Here is a 14,137-nt window from a genome sequence, read left to right on the forward strand (position 1 = left end):
ACAACCGTATGCCGCTTTGGCAAAGAATCAGTTACCGCCATGCCTAAAAGCAGATTTATCTCGACTTCAGGCTGCAACCATTTTCGCGGAAAACACGATTTCTTCCGAGTTCGAGGTGACCTCGATCTCCATGCCGGCCTCGTCGGCAAGCAGAACCGTGTAGTAGGGCTGGATCGTATGCGCGTCGACGGCCTCTTCGAGCGTTCCCGAAAGAAGCTCGACAAGCTTTGGCGGTACGCGCATCATCCGGCCCTTGCAGATCAGCTTGAAGGCCGCGTCATATTCCGGGTTTTCCAGGACGACATCGATCGAACCACCACGCGGAATGGCGCCGTAAGCGATCAGGAACAGGTTGAGCAGCAGCTTGACCCGGTTCTTGGCGATGATCACGCGCGGTCCGGTCCAGGTGACTTCCGTCTTCTTTTCGACGGAGGCAAAATCCTTGGCCGCCTTTTCCGCCTCACCAGTATCGATCGAAGCGCCGGCCGAGCCCGAAGCACCGAAGGCCAGACGGGCAAATTTCAGCCGGACCGAAGCGTTGAGCGCGCTGGTGCGGATGAGGTCCATGGCATCGGCATCCGCCCCGCCCTCGTCCAGCAGTTCGAGGCCGTTGTTGATCGCGCCAACCGGCGAGATGATGTCATGGCAGACACGGCTGCACAGAAGCGCTGCGAGATCGGGACCGGTCAAGGTCAGGTTCGGGTTCTTTCCCATGGTCGTATCCTCAATAGCCGCCGGACGGCTCACAAGCGAGATCAGGCGGCCTTCCGCGATCCTATTGCCCATTGGTCTAGCCCGCGAAGATTGCGCGGGCATAGTCTCAAGGCGAAGATCATAAAGACACCACATTTGGTAAACCGATTGTTAAGATCATCGGTTCAAATTGCTGACAATCAGCCCGACCCCCGTCACAGAGTGAAACGGGGCAGGATAGCGGCCCGCGCATGACGTCGCGGCGCTCCTGAGATTACGGAGAAAAACATGCAGCGGATCCTCAATGCCGTGAAATTCCCACTCTTGCGCACATTCGTGGCGATGATGGCTGCGTTCAGCCTCATGCCGGCGGCGCTTGCGCAGAGCAGAGGCGAACAATACACGATGCAGGAAATCGTCGATGCCGGTCACGGCTTCTTCGGCTCCACCTCCGGCGGACTTGCCAAGGTGGTCGAGAACGCATTTTCCAAATACGGCCTGCCGAACGGTTACATTCTCGGCCAGGAAGGATCCGGCGCATTCGTGGCCGGCCTGACCTATGGCGAAGGCGACCTCTATACCAAGAATGCCGGCCAGCATAACGTGTTCTGGCAGGGGCCGTCGCTCGGACTCGACTGGGGTGGGCAGGGTAGCCGGACGATGATGCTGGTGTACAACCTGCCTGCCGTCCCCTCGCTCTACAAGCGTTTTGGCGGCGTCTCGGGCTCGGCCTACGTGGTCGCCGGTGTCGGCATGACGGTACTCACCGACGAAAACATCGTCCTGGTTCCGATCCGAACCGGCCTTGGCGCTCGCCTCGGCATCAATGTCGGCTACCTGAAGCTGACACAGCAGCCGACCTGGAACCCCTTCTGAGGCAAAACGTCTGCTGATTTTCCCGAGGTTTTCCAGTCGTTGAGGCGGCTGGAAAAAAATGCGCGTTCGCGAGCACTTGAAGTGATATTCTCGTTCGTCTTTAGTGCGAATGAAACGAAAACCATGGATTATTGCGTATCGCCGCGTGCCCTGAACTGAAATGGCCAGCCCGTGATTGAATTCGCACTCCTGTTCGCCCTGGGTTTTCTGACTGCGGCGCTGCTCGGCCTGCTGGTGGCGCCCGTCGTGCACAGGCGCATCGTCCGCTTTGCCGAGGACCGGCTGACGGCAACGATGCCGCTGTCGCCACAGGAGGTCCGGGCCCAGAAAGACGCGGCCCGCGCCGGGTACGCGGCCGAAAATGCCAGGACCAGCCAGATGCTGAAACGCGAGCGCGACAAGAACGTCGCTCTTTTGCTGCAAAACGGTTCCACCCTGAAGGAAACCCAGCGCCTCGCCGGTGAAAACGCCGACCTGCATGCGCAGCTTGCCGACATGAATGTCGAAGCGGCGGACCTGCGTTCGGCTGCCCGGCAGCTCGAGCAGAACATCGAGCGGCTGAAAGTGACGCTTGCCGATGTCGAGCGCGACAATGTCAAAAAGAACATCGACATCAAAACCCTGACCAGACAGGTGGAGCACCTTTCCGGCGATATGGACAGTCTGAAGATCGACGTTGCTGCCCATGATGCAGAGGCAGAGAACCTGAAGAGCCGCATTGCCGGCCTGAAGGACGAACGCGAGATCATGCGCAACGAACTGAAAGCCGAAAGCACCAAGGCGCGCGAACTGGAAGTCCGGCTTGCCCGTGACGAAACCCGCCTGAAGCAGTTGGAGGCAAAGCTTGCCAGAGAAATGGCTGCCAATGCCGACAAGGACAGTTTTCTGGAACGCAGGGGCGGCGAGATCGAGCGATTGAAAGCCAAGGTCAGGGATGCGGGCACGGACCTGCGCGACGCCTCAAAGGCGTTGCGTGCCGCCGGTCTGACCATGCCCGTGCGCCGCGAGAAGAAAATCGCGGCACCGGATCCGGCAACAGTCGGCACCATACGAACACAGGACAACCCGGATGCACAGAACGCCATGTCACCCGTAGCCGCCATCGATCTGACCGTGCCGGCCGACTATGCCCGCAACCGGGCTGCCGCACTTTCGGAACAGTTGATCAACTCGGCATCTTCAGCACACGACGACGCCTTGCGCGAGGAAATTGCCGACATCGCGGCAACCATGGTGGCTTTGACAGCGGCCAGGGAAGGCCAGGGATCGCCGATACCCACCCTCCTCGCTGCGGCAGGCACGCAGCCCAATCGTTCGGATAAAAGCCTCGCAGCCCGCGCCCGCGACATGCTGCCGCCGGACCATCGATAACTTCTACTCAGATAAAGCCGTTGATCATCGCCACCTGATGCAGTGCGATGCCTGTCGCTGCCGCGACGTTCAGGCTGTCGAGGCCCGGCCGCTGGCGGATGCGGGCGGTCTGGATCAATGCCATGATGTTTTCAGGCAGCCCCTCGCCTTCCGTCCCGGCAAGCAGCACGGTGCGCGGCGATGGTGGAATATCGTGCAGATCGGTTCTGCCCCGCGGCGATAATCCCCAGATCGCAAAACCTTCCGCCTGCAGACGCCCGATCAGTGCTGTCACCGAGCCCTCGCGGGCAAAAGGCACGCTCAACACCGAGCCGACCGAGACCCGAATCGCCTTGCGATACATCGGATCGCAGTTGGTCTCATCCATCAGGATGGCATCGACGCCGAAGGCGGCGGCGTTGCGGAACATCGAGCCCATATTGTCATGGTTGGAAATGCCGCAGGCAGCGAGAACCAGGCTCTTCTCCGGAAGGCTGCTGACGAGCGTATCCAGACCGCGTGCCGATTGACGTTTGCCGAGCGCCAGCACGCCCCTGTGCATGTTGAAACCGGCAATGGCATCGAACACCGGAGCGCTGGCCACATAGACCGGAATGTCCGCCGGGAATTCAGCCAGGATGCCGCGGACACCATCGACGCGGTTTTCGAGCAGCAGGATGGCTTCAGCCTCGATGCCACGCCCGGCATGATGCGCTGCCGCCAGCATGCGTAGCACGACCGTACCCTCGGCAATGAACCGGCCATGGCGTCCGGTCAGGTCGCGCTCCTTGATCGAGACGAAGCCGGCGATGCGCGGATCGGCCGGGTCGTCGATGCGGAGCGGGATCACGGCCAGGCCTTCTCAGTTGGTCTTGACGGAAACATCCGCAACGATGCGGCCGGCAGCGATATCGAAGACGATCGCCTTGCGATCGCCACCGGCAACCGCGCCATAAAACAGGATCTGGCCGCCCGACAAAGCAACGTCGGAAACTTCGAACCCGGCAGGCAGGGCAGCGATTGCCGTGACCGGCGCCTCGCCCGGCACCGTAATAGAGGCGCTTTGCGTCACATCGGCCTTGCCCGGACGCGTAAGCTTATAGACAATCGCTGAAAGCACGACCATAAGCATCACCACCATGACACCAGCCGAGACCAGCTGCAGCTTGACCATCTTGCGGCGCACGTTCTCCATCACCGGATCGAGCGGCTTGTCTTCCTGTTCGACTGGTTTCTGATTGGACATGGCTGGCCTACCCTGCGGAAATGGAATGAGAATGAACGACCCCTTTAAACAAGCCTCGGCGATTAGGAAAGTCCTCACGGCAAATGAGGACGCGACCGGGCGGATGGATGCCTATCTGACCGAAGCGCTGGGCGGCGAGTTTTCGCGCAACCGCATCAAGAGCCTGATCGAACAGGGCGAGGTCTCGGTCAACGGCAAGACCGTCAAGGAAGCCAAGAAGAAGGTCCAGCCCGGCGACGTCTTCGAGATCGGCATGCCCGAAGCGGAAGACCCGGAACCGAAGGGCGAGGACATCCCGCTCGACGTACTCTATGAGGACGACGATCTCATTGTTCTGGTCAAGCCGCCGGGCCTTGTGGTTCATCCCGGCGCCGGCAACTGGACCGGCACGCTGGTCAACGCGCTGATCCATCATTGCGGCGCAAGCCTTTCGGGCATCGGCGGCGTCAAGCGCCCCGGCATCGTCCACCGGCTCGACAAGGATACCAGCGGCGTCATGGTGGTCGCAAAGAACGATATCGCCCATCGCCACCTCTCCGACCAGTTTGCCGACCATGGCCGTACAGGGCCGCTGGAGCGCGCCTACATGGCTATCGTCTGGGGCCGCCCGCGCGGCCTGAAGGGCACGATCGACGCGCCGCTCGGCCGCGCCGGCGACAGGATCAAGCGCGCCGTCAAGCAGGAAGGCGCCGATGACGCCCGCGAGGCGATCACCCACTATCAGGTGGTCGAGCGCTACCTAGAAAAACCGGATTCCACGGCGCTCGCAGCCATGGTCCGCTGCAATCTCGAAACCGGCCGCACCCATCAGATCCGCGTCCATATGGCCTATATCGGCCATCCGCTGATCGGCGACCCGGATTACGGCGCTGCCTTCAAGACGAAAGCCAATCTTCTTCCGGATGCTGCAAAGGCGGTCGTCAACCGTTTCCCCCGCCAGGCCCTGCATGCCTTCATGCTGGCCTTCGAACATCCAACCACCGGAAAGACCATGCATTTCGAATCGCCGGTTCCCGACGACATACAGGAATTGGTCGAAGCACTGCGCGGCTGAAGCACAGACTCGGACATTCGCTTGTTTGAGGCCCTTCACGCGCGAAGAGCGGCGCGCTCAAGCGCGAGCAAAGGGCAGAATTTGCATAGCGGCGTCATACGATTTCTGATGTCGCTATGCATCCTTTCCAGCTCTGGCGCGTTGTTGCGAAACAGCAAAAGGAGAAACCCGATGATTGATGTCACACAGATCAAAGAACATGCCGAAGTGATCAGCGCCGACGGCCTTCATGTCGGTACGGTCGATCATGTCGAAGGCGACCGGATCAAGTTGACCAAAAGAGATAGCGGCTCTGGCCATGAAGGCCATCACCACTTCATCGCCCTTGAACTGGTTGCAAGCGTTGATGACAATCGTGTGCGCCTCAGCGCCAATGGCGACGTCGCCGTGATGTTTGAGGAAGAAGAAGACAATTCGCCGATCCACTGATCCAGACGCCGGAAAACATCGCGAATTCCCTTTCCGCCCTTGATATTTCGGGGGCGGACCCAATTTACAGGCTGTAACCCAACTGGAGCATACGCGTCTCCGGCTTCACGTCTCTGTGAAACCGGCGTTCTTGAATCATGCTTTCGCTGCACTTATCTATGAGGATGTGGGGTCGGACAGACCCACATTCCCGGCCTGCCACCAGGAGGCCGGAACGCGAAAGGGGGGTGCATCATGGCCCGCAGTACGTTACCGTCCATCACTGCAGGAGAAGGTGGTCTTAACCGCTATCTCGATGAAATCCGCAAATTTCCCATGCTTGAACCGCAGGAAGAGTACATGCTGGCCAAGCGGTATCAGGAGCATGACGACCGCAAGGCTGCCCATCAGCTCGTGACCAGCCATTTGCGCCTCGTGGCGAAGATCGCCATGGGTTATCGCGGCTACGGCCTGCCGATCGGCGAAGTCGTTTCTGAAGGCAATGTCGGCCTGATGCAGGCGGTCAAGAAGTTCGACCCGGAACGGGGCTTCCGTTTGGCCACCTACGCCATGTGGTGGATCAAGGCTTCGATCCAGGAATATATCCTGCGCTCGTGGTCACTGGTGAAGATGGGCACGACCGCCAATCAGAAGCGGCTGTTCTTCAACCTTCGCCGCCTCAAGGGCAAGATCCAGGCCCTCGACGAGGGTGACTTGAAGCCCGATCAGGTCGCGCATATCGCCACGACCCTGAAGGTGTCGGAAGCCGAAGTGATTTCGATGAACCAGCGCCTCTCCGGCGACGCCTCGCTGAACGCGCCGATTAAGGCGGGTGAAGGCGAATCCGGCCAGTGGCAGGACTGGCTCGTCGATGACCACGACAACCAGGAAGACATCCTGATCGAACAGGACGAGCTGGATAACCGCCGCAGCCTTTTGTCGAGCGCGATGAACGTGTTGAACGACCGTGAACGCCGTATCTTCGAGGCGCGCCGCCTGACGGAAGATCCGGTGACGCTTGAGGAGCTGTCGACGGAGTTCGACATCAGCCGCGAGCGCGTCCGGCAGATCGAGGTCCGCGCCTTCGAAAAAGTCCAGGATGCCGTCCGCAAGGCGGCGCAGGAGCGCCAGAATGCGCTTCGGGTCGTCGAAGACGCCTGACACCGGCGCTGATTGAACAAAAAGAAACCCGGCTGGATCGCTCCAGCCGGGTTTCTTTTTTGTACTCTTGAAGATTACTGACCGGCCGGATCGGGCTTTGCGGCCAGGCTCCAGGCCTGCATCGCCTTGGTGAAGGCCTCCGTGCCGGCAGCCCCCTTCTCGAGGGTCAACAGCGCGCGGCGGCCGTTGCGATAGGTCAAAGGAATATCCATCCAGCCGCGCGTGCGCAGAAGTTCGGTATTCGTCGCGACCGCTTCGGGGAAGTCGTTGAGCGCGATCATGTGGAAATCTTCGGTGATCTTGGCCGGAACCGCAATCAGCGCATCGCCACGATCCTGCTCGTTGCGCTTCATCGAAACGCGTTGGACGCTATCGATGCTGCCACCTTCGAAATTCTCCGGCAGCGAGAAGACAAACTCGATCACATGGCTGGCCGGCAGCGATGAGTCGGCGTTGCGCTTGATCGTCATGAGGGCCGTCAGCCCGCGCTCGGGAACATTGATCTGCGCCTGAACGACCGGTTCCGGCTTGGCATCGCCACCAGGTGATTCTTCCTTGACCGACCAGGCGACATTGCCTTCGATTGCCGTTGGCGCCGACTGGCCCAGCCGCTCCTCATAGAGGAACATCTTCTGAGCTCCGGCTGGCACCTGCTGCGTCGCCGGATTGGCCGCTGTCTGCTGACCGGGCACGGGCTGGGCGGGCTGCGCGTCAGTCGCCGCCTGGCCTGCCGGCGTGGTTGCAGTCGCCTGAGCAGTATCGACAGGCTTGCCGGCCTCGGTCTGCGCAGCCACCGACTTGCCCTCCTCGGTAGCATTTGCACCTGCAGGCACCGCCGCCGGACCCGGATCGATCTCCGTACCATCCTGCTGCAACCGCTGTGTGAACTTGCTATTGCCTTCGACCGCCGCGACCTCGGCATTCGCCGGCGTCTGCGTCTGGTTGTTCGTCTCCGGCGCAGTCAGATTCTTGTTGCCCTCTTCGGGCGCAGATGCCTCCGGCGTTGTCTGGCTCGGGATCTTTGCAGTGATGGAGGCCAGCACGCCGGAGACCCACGCATTCACTCTAGTCTGATTTTGCCAATAGGCATAACCGCCGCCGCCCAGGATGAGCGCAAGCACTGCGGCAAGTCCGATCGCCTTCACATTCAATCGCGAGCGCTTCGGCTCTACCCGGTAGGAAACGGGCCGCGCCGGCACGTCGACATCGTCATCGACGGCGGCGGAAGTTCTACCGGCCTGTGACGCGCTGGCGCCTCCAACTGCTGCGGCCGTGCTGCCGTGCGCCAGAAGCTCGTCGATATCGTTCCAGCTGTCATTGGCAGCTTTGCGCTGTTCAGGTTCGGCGGCAGCCGTCTTCTCGACCGGCCAGGACCAGTCAGCGATTGCAGGTTCCGACGTTTCGGCTGGTGCGGCGGCTGGCGCCTGGGTAAAGGGATCGTTATCGTCCCAGGCCCAGGCGGCCGCAGCTTCACCTGCAGCTCTGTTCTTGACGCCGGTGTCGTCGTGCAGCGGCGTTACCGTTTCGACAGGCTGGTACTGCGTCAGGTCGGGAATGTCGTCAACGACAGGTGCTGCTTCCGCAGCCTCCGTCCAGACCGGTTCGTTATGGGCAGTTGCCGGAACCGGATCATTCCATTCCGGCAATTCCCACTCAGCGGAAGCCGCAGGTTTTTCTTCGACCGGTTCGACAGCCGGCTCGGTGATCGGTTCGGCGACTGTTTCCGGTTCGGCGACGGCTTCCGGAGTGTGAACCGTTTCTTCAACAGCCGCGCCGTAGTGCTCAAGAGGGTCGAACACCGTAGTGGCCGGATGCTCCGGCTCGGCAGCAGGCTCGTGGCGATCGCCTTCCGGCTCTTCCGGATGGACCGATACGGCTGGGACGTGGTCTTCGACACCAGCAGTTGCCGTGCCGGCATCCACCACTTCTGGCTCTGGCTGAGGATAGACATGCTCGTCCTCCACCGGTGGCTGGACGGCAGCGGCCGGCACTGGCTCTTCCATCGGTTCGGCGGCGGCGTACGGCTCGGCAACGGGTTCCGGGCGTTCGTCCTCCGCGGCTTCCGGTTCCGGTTGATATTCCGCTACCGTTGCCGGGTCAGCAACGTGCTCCTCGGCATCGGCCGCTTCCGGTATCGAATCATCGTGCGGCTCGTCCAACGGCGGAAGCGCCTCGGCGTGATCGTCCTCGACCTCGTTGATCGCCGCCTCGAGCTTGACCATCTGGCGCTCGATCATCTCGTCCGAAGGACGAGGCTTCATGCTTTCGAGCTGACGGCGGACGGCGCCGCGGGCCTTGTCATAGACCTTGGCCCGCATTTCGGGAACATTGTCCGACAGACCATCGACGGTCCTTCGAATAACTGCAACAAAATCCGCCATCAGAACTTTCTCATACCATCGGCGCGTTTACGCCAAATTCTTCCCTAGTCGTCAACGTCAGACTAGTCCTCAAACGGGTCCGTCACAAGTATGGTGTCGTCGCGCTCCGGGCTGGTGGAAAGCAGCGCCACCGGCGCACCGATCAGCTCTTCGACCTGACGCACATATTTGATCGCCTGGGCCGGAAGCTGCGCCCAGCTGCGGGCACCGACAGTCGATTCTTTCCAGCCCTCAAGCGTGATGTAGCGCGGCTTTGCCTGGGCCTGCTGCGCCTGGCTTGCCGGCAAATGATCGATATCGACACCATCGAGCGTATAGCCGACGCAGATCTTCAATTCGTCGAGGCCATCAAGCACATCGAGCTTGGTCAGCGCGATGCCGGTGATGCCGTTGGTGGCAACCGACTGACGCACCAGAGCCGCATCGAACCAGCCGCAACGGCGCTTGCGCCCCGTTACCGTGCCGAACTCATGGCCTTTTTCGCCGAGGAACTGACCGATTTCGTCATGTAGCTCGGTCGGGAACGGGCCTTCGCCGACGCGGGTCGTGTAGGCCTTGGTGATGCCGAGGATATAGCCGAGCGCCCCTGGCCCCATGCCGGAACCGGCCGCCGCCTGTCCGGCAACCGTGTTGGACGACGTCACGAAGGGGTAGGTGCCATGATCGATATCGAGCAACGTGCCTTGCGCGCCTTCGAACAGGATGCGGGAACCCTTGCGGCGATGACGATCGAGCAGCAGCCAGACGGTTTCCATGAACGGCAAAACGCGGGCAGCGATCGAGGAAAGCTCGGTCATGATCGCCTCATGGCTCACTTCGGCTTCGCCAAGACCACGGCGCAGCGCATTGTGATGGGTGAGCAGACGATCGATCTTGGCGGGCAGCGTATCGAGATCGGCAAGATCCATGACGCGGATGGCGCGGCGGCCGACCTTGTCTTCATAGGCCGGGCCGATGCCGCGGCGTGTCGTGCCGATCTTGGTGCCGCTGTTGGAGGCTGCATCCTCGCGGATACCGTCCAGTTCGCGATGCAGCGACAGGATCAGCGTGGCGTTGTCCGCGATGCGCAGGTTTTCCGGCGTAATGGTGACGCCCTGCTTGTCGAGCTTCTCGATTTCCGAGATCAGTGCATGCGGGTCGATGACCACGCCATTGCCGATAACGGCGAGCTTGCCTGGGCGCACGACGCCGGACGGAAGAAGGGAAAGCTTGTAGCTGGTGCCATCGATGACAAGCGTATGGCCGGCATTGTGCCCGCCCTGAAAGCGCACGACCACGTCGGCACGCTCGGAAAGCCAGTCGACAATCTTGCCCTTGCCTTCGTCACCCCATTGCGATCCGACCACCACGACATTCGTCATTTCAGTTTTCCTGTTTCCACGCGCCTGTGATTGCGCTGTCTTCAAACCCGCGCATCTATACTGTTTTGTTTTTTGGAAAGCGACCCTGCTTAAGCCGGGATTCGCGGTTTTTGCATGGTAAAGACCGCATTTGACCCTCAGATTTTGCCTTGACGCGCTGTTTGGCAGGACTGAATTAACCGGGGATACTGACAAAACGGCTGGATCGCGAAATATTCATGCCAGTTTTGCAGCGGCATCGTCCTCAAGAGTGGCGTGAGCCCCGCTCTATCCTGCTGCAACACTGCCACGGCCAAAAATGCGGGCTTGCCTTCTGCGGTCCGGGTTGATTCAATGCGCGGATAAAGCTGCGTCGGCAAAGGCTGGTACGGCAGCACCTGTCTTTTACCATCATCTATACCCGTCATGTTTTGCCTTAGGGAATACCGTGCCCGTCAATCTGCAAGCTTACATCATTCTCTGCATCACCACCCTGATCTGGGGCGGGAACACGGTGGCCGGAAAGATGGCGATCGGCCATGTCAGTCCGATGATGCTGACGGAAATGCGCTGGGTGATTGCCTGCAGCGTGCTCTTGATTTTTGCCGCTCCGCAAGTGCGCCGCGATTTTCCGGTTATCCGCAAGAACTGGCTGCTCCTGCTTGGCTACGGCACCGTCGGCTTCACCGCCTTCAATGCTTTTCTCTATTCGGCTCTGCAGTTCACCAGCGCCATCAATGCCGTCATCGAACAGGCTGGCATTCCGATGGTGATCTTCGTCATGAACTATGTGCTGTTCCGCACCGCCTTTTCCATGGCGCAGATCGCCGGTTTTACACTGACGCTGTTCGGCGTGGCGCTGACCGCGTCGCATGGCGATCTGACGACACTCCTCTCCCTCGATCTCAACCAGGGTGACGCGCTGATGATGGCAGCGGTGCTGGTCTATGCCGGCTATACGGTGGCGCTGCGCTGGAAACCGGCAATCCACTGGAAAAGCCTGATCGCGATCTCTGCCTTCGGGGCGCTGCTCAGCAGCCTTCCGCTGGTCGTCTGGGAATTCTCCACCGGCCGGTTGATCTGGCCGGATACGCAAGGCTGGATCATCGTCGCCTATGCCGGCCTCCTGCCCTCTCTCGTGTCGCAGATTCTTTACGTGCGCGGGGTTGAGCTGATCGGCCCGAACCGGGCCGGCCTGTTCATCAACACAATCCCGATCTTCGGCACGTTGCTGTCGATCGCCCTAATCGGCGAGGCGCTGCAGACATTCCATATCGTCGCAATCGTGCTGGTGCTGGGTGGTATTGCGGTGGCGGAAAAAGGGCGCCCGCGCCTGGCGACAGACACCGGGAAAACATCCTAGCGCCGATCCGCACCAGCCAGATCGCGCTCCATGTAGACGGCCTCGTTGCCATAGCCGGAAAGCTTGGCGGCAAGCATTTCATCCTGGTGCACGGAAAAACCCTGCCGTTCCCAGAAACCTTGCGATCCGTTGACCGAGACCAGTGCCAGGGTTTGGTATCCATCCCTGCGGGCGCGTTCCGCAATCAGCGTCGCCACTTTCGCACCCGCGCCGGAACCACGCGTGCCCGGCAACAAGGCCAGATCGTGCAGATACCAGCTATCCGCGCCTGCCGGAATTGCCCCAAGCCTGGTATCGATCGGCGGCGGCGAGAGACGGCGCCAGGGGTGGCTGAGCACATATCCCGAAACCACGCCGCCTTTTTCCAGCACGAAACATCCCGCCGGGCACAGTTCCAGCCTCTCAAGCAGAACCTCCCGCGCCTCGGGGTATTCGGCATGTACGATGCACTGGATACCGTAGATGGCGTCAATATCCGTCAAAATGGCAGGGCGCCAATCGGCTAGGCGGTCTGTCGCGTTCATTCCATTACTTTCATCAACGGCAAACGCGCCGGAGAGCATCCGGCGCGTTTGCCTCTCAATTCTTCGAAGCCATCAACCTTTCAGCTGATCAATCGACGTTGAAGACCAGCGGTTTTGCAGCCCGGATCGCCGGGTTGGCGCGCAGCTTGTCGAGCACGTCTTCCGACACGGCGCCGTCGACGTAGAGCAGTGCAATCGCATCGGCTCCGGCATTGTGGCGGCCGAGCTGGAAGTTGGCGATGTTGACGCCGGCATCGCCCAGCGTCATGCCAATGAAGCCGATCATGCCGGGAACGTCGGTATTGGTGATGTAGACCATGTGATTGCCGACATCGGCGTCCAGATTGATGTCCTTGATCTGGATGAACCGCGGCTTGCCATCGGAAAAGACGGTACCAGCAACCGAGCGCGTCTGGTTCTCGGTCGTCACCGTCAGCTTGATGTAGCCATCAAACACACCCGTCTTGTCACGCTTGACCTCGGACAGGATGATGCCTTTTTCCTTGATCATCACCGGTGCAGAAACCATGTTAACGTCGGAAACCTGGCTGCGGATGAGACCGGCAAGGGCAGCACTCGTCAGCGCCTTGGTGTTCATTCCAGCGGTCGATCCATCGTAAAGGATCTCGATTTCCTTGATCGCGCTTTCCGTCACCTGACCGACAAAGGCGCCGAGCACATCTGCAAGCCGGATGAAAGGCTTGAGAAGCGGGGCTTCCTCAGCCGTGATCGACGGCATGTTGATGGCGTTGGAGACCGCACCCTTGACCAGATAATCCGACATCTGCTCGGCTACCTGCAGTGCGACATTCTCCTGCGCTTCCGTGGTCGAGGCGCCGAGATGCGGTGTGCAGACGACGTTCGGCAGGCCGAACAGCGGGCTTTCCGTTGCAGGCTCGACTTCGAACACGTCGAAACCGGCGCCGGCGACATGGCCGGACTTGATGGCATCGGCGAGCGCCTGCTCGTCAACCAGGCCACCACGGGCGCAGTTGATGATGCGCACGCCGGGCTTGGTCTTGGCCAGTGCCTCGCGATTGAGGATGCCGCGCGTCTTGTCGGTCATCGGCACGTGCAGGGTGATGAAATCGGCCTGGGCGAGCAGTTCGTCCAGCTCGACCTTGGTGACACCCATTTCCTCGGCCCGTTCCTTCGACAGGAAGGGGTCGTAGGCGAGCACATGCATCTTCAGGCCGATGGCGCGCGAGCAGACGATGCCGCCGATATTGCCGGCACCGATAACGCCAAGCGTCTTGCCGGTGATTTCGACGCCCATGAACTTGGACTTTTCCCACTTGCCGGCCTGGGTCGACGTGTCGGCCTGCGGCAGCTGACGGGCAACGGCAAACATCAGCGCGATGGCATGTTCGGCCGTCGTGATCGAGTTGCCGAACGGCGTGTTCATGACGATGATGCCGCGGCGCGAGGCGGCCGGGATATCCACATTGTCGACGCCGATGCCGGCGCGGCCGATGACCTTGAGGTTGGTCGCAGCAGCAATCAGCTTTTCCGTCGCCTTGGTGGCAGACCGGATCGCAAGACCATCATAATTACCGATGATTGCGGCAAGCTTTGCCTTGTCCTTGCCAAGTTGCGGCTGGAAATCGACGTCTACGCCGCGATCACGAAAAATCTGGACGGCAGTTTCCGACAGTTCATCGGATACGAGTACGCGCGGTGCCATGAGAGGCCTCCATTGGTTTCGTCAAAAATTCTGATTGGTGAGGAGGACCGCGCCCTG

The 14,137-nt window shown here is 60.6% G+C and carries 14 protein-coding genes; 6 read left to right on the forward strand and 8 right to left on the reverse strand.

What is annotated here, in order from left to right; genetic code table 11:
- Positions 1–66: 66 nt before the first annotated feature.
- Positions 67–714, reverse strand: a complete 648-nt coding sequence (chpT, locus tag ACP7BS_RS16175; protein ID WP_426239040.1) for a histidine phosphotransferase ChpT — start codon at positions 712–714, stop codon at positions 67–69.
- 321 nt (positions 715–1,035) lie between these two features.
- On the opposite strand from chpT, the gene ACP7BS_RS16180 reads away from it, so the two are divergent.
- Positions 1,036–1,569: a DUF1134 domain-containing protein gene (locus ACP7BS_RS16180; protein ID WP_426229932.1), complete on the forward strand. Its 534-nt coding sequence runs from the start codon at positions 1,036–1,038 to the stop codon at positions 1,567–1,569.
- A gap of 171 nt (positions 1,570–1,740) precedes the next feature.
- Complete coding sequence (locus ACP7BS_RS16185) at positions 1,741–2,940, forward strand: hypothetical protein (protein WP_426238917.1); 1,200 nt, start codon at positions 1,741–1,743, stop codon at positions 2,938–2,940.
- Positions 2,941–2,947: 7 nt separating this feature from the next.
- Here ACP7BS_RS16185 and ACP7BS_RS16190 read toward each other — a convergent pair whose 3' ends face one another.
- Positions 2,948–3,769: a TrmH family RNA methyltransferase gene (locus ACP7BS_RS16190; protein ID WP_426238918.1), complete on the reverse strand. Its 822-nt coding sequence runs from the start codon at positions 3,767–3,769 to the stop codon at positions 2,948–2,950.
- A 12-nt stretch (positions 3,770–3,781) separates the two neighbouring features.
- Complete coding sequence (locus ACP7BS_RS16195; protein WP_426238919.1) at positions 3,782–4,165, reverse strand: hypothetical protein; 384 nt, start codon at positions 4,163–4,165, stop codon at positions 3,782–3,784.
- A 31-nt stretch (positions 4,166–4,196) separates the two neighbouring features.
- Between ACP7BS_RS16195 and ACP7BS_RS16200 the strand changes: the two genes are divergently transcribed.
- From ACP7BS_RS16200 to rpoH, 3 genes are all read left to right on the forward strand, one after another.
- Positions 4,197–5,219 carry an RluA family pseudouridine synthase gene (locus ACP7BS_RS16200; RefSeq protein ID WP_426238920.1) on the forward strand — a complete coding sequence of 341 codons (1,023 nt, stop codon included), beginning with the start codon at positions 4,197–4,199 and terminating at the stop codon, positions 5,217–5,219.
- 171 nt (positions 5,220–5,390) lie between these two features.
- Positions 5,391–5,648, forward strand: a complete 258-nt coding sequence (locus tag ACP7BS_RS16205; protein ID WP_426229622.1) for a DUF2171 domain-containing protein — start codon at positions 5,391–5,393, stop codon at positions 5,646–5,648.
- Between the two features lie 234 nt (positions 5,649–5,882).
- Entirely contained in the window at positions 5,883–6,788 is a 906-nt protein-coding gene (gene rpoH / locus ACP7BS_RS16210; RefSeq protein ID WP_426229624.1) for an RNA polymerase sigma factor RpoH, read from the forward strand.
- A gap of 74 nt (positions 6,789–6,862) precedes the next feature.
- On the opposite strand, the gene ACP7BS_RS16215 is transcribed toward rpoH, so the two are convergent.
- The 3 genes from ACP7BS_RS16215 to ACP7BS_RS16225 form a co-directional block, all read right to left on the reverse strand.
- Positions 6,863–9,169 (reverse strand): hypothetical protein, encoded by a 2,307-nt coding sequence (locus tag ACP7BS_RS16215; RefSeq protein ID WP_426238921.1) that lies wholly within the window; start codon positions 9,167–9,169, stop codon positions 6,863–6,865.
- Positions 9,170–9,231: 62 nt separating this feature from the next.
- Positions 9,232–10,530, reverse strand: a complete 1,299-nt coding sequence (locus tag ACP7BS_RS16220) for an adenylosuccinate synthase (RefSeq protein ID WP_113241962.1) — start codon at positions 10,528–10,530, stop codon at positions 9,232–9,234.
- Between the two features lie 137 nt (positions 10,531–10,667).
- Positions 10,668–10,937, reverse strand: a complete 270-nt coding sequence (locus ACP7BS_RS16225; RefSeq protein ID WP_426238922.1) for a hypothetical protein — start codon at positions 10,935–10,937, stop codon at positions 10,668–10,670.
- 20 nt (positions 10,938–10,957) lie between these two features.
- On the opposite strand from ACP7BS_RS16225, the gene ACP7BS_RS16230 reads away from it, so the two are divergent.
- Positions 10,958–11,872, forward strand: coding sequence for a DMT family transporter (locus ACP7BS_RS16230; protein ID WP_426229630.1), 915 nt, complete (start codon positions 10,958–10,960; stop codon positions 11,870–11,872).
- On the opposite strand, the gene ACP7BS_RS16235 is transcribed toward ACP7BS_RS16230, so the two are convergent.
- Positions 11,869–12,396 carry a GNAT family N-acetyltransferase gene (locus tag ACP7BS_RS16235; protein ID WP_426238923.1) on the reverse strand — a complete coding sequence of 176 codons (528 nt, stop codon included), beginning with the start codon at positions 12,394–12,396 and terminating at the stop codon, positions 11,869–11,871. The genes ACP7BS_RS16230 and ACP7BS_RS16235 overlap by 4 nt on opposite strands.
- An 88-nt stretch (positions 12,397–12,484) precedes the next feature.
- The gene (gene serA / locus ACP7BS_RS16240; protein ID WP_426238924.1) at positions 12,485–14,080 is read right to left on the reverse strand and encodes a phosphoglycerate dehydrogenase; all 1,596 of its coding nucleotides are present in this window, start codon (positions 14,078–14,080) and stop codon (positions 12,485–12,487) included.
- Positions 14,081–14,137: the final 57 nt, after the last annotated feature.

The sequence above is a fragment of the Pararhizobium sp. DWP1-1-3 genome (assembly GCF_049896125.1).
Lineage (GTDB): Bacteria > Pseudomonadota > Alphaproteobacteria > Rhizobiales > Rhizobiaceae > Pararhizobium.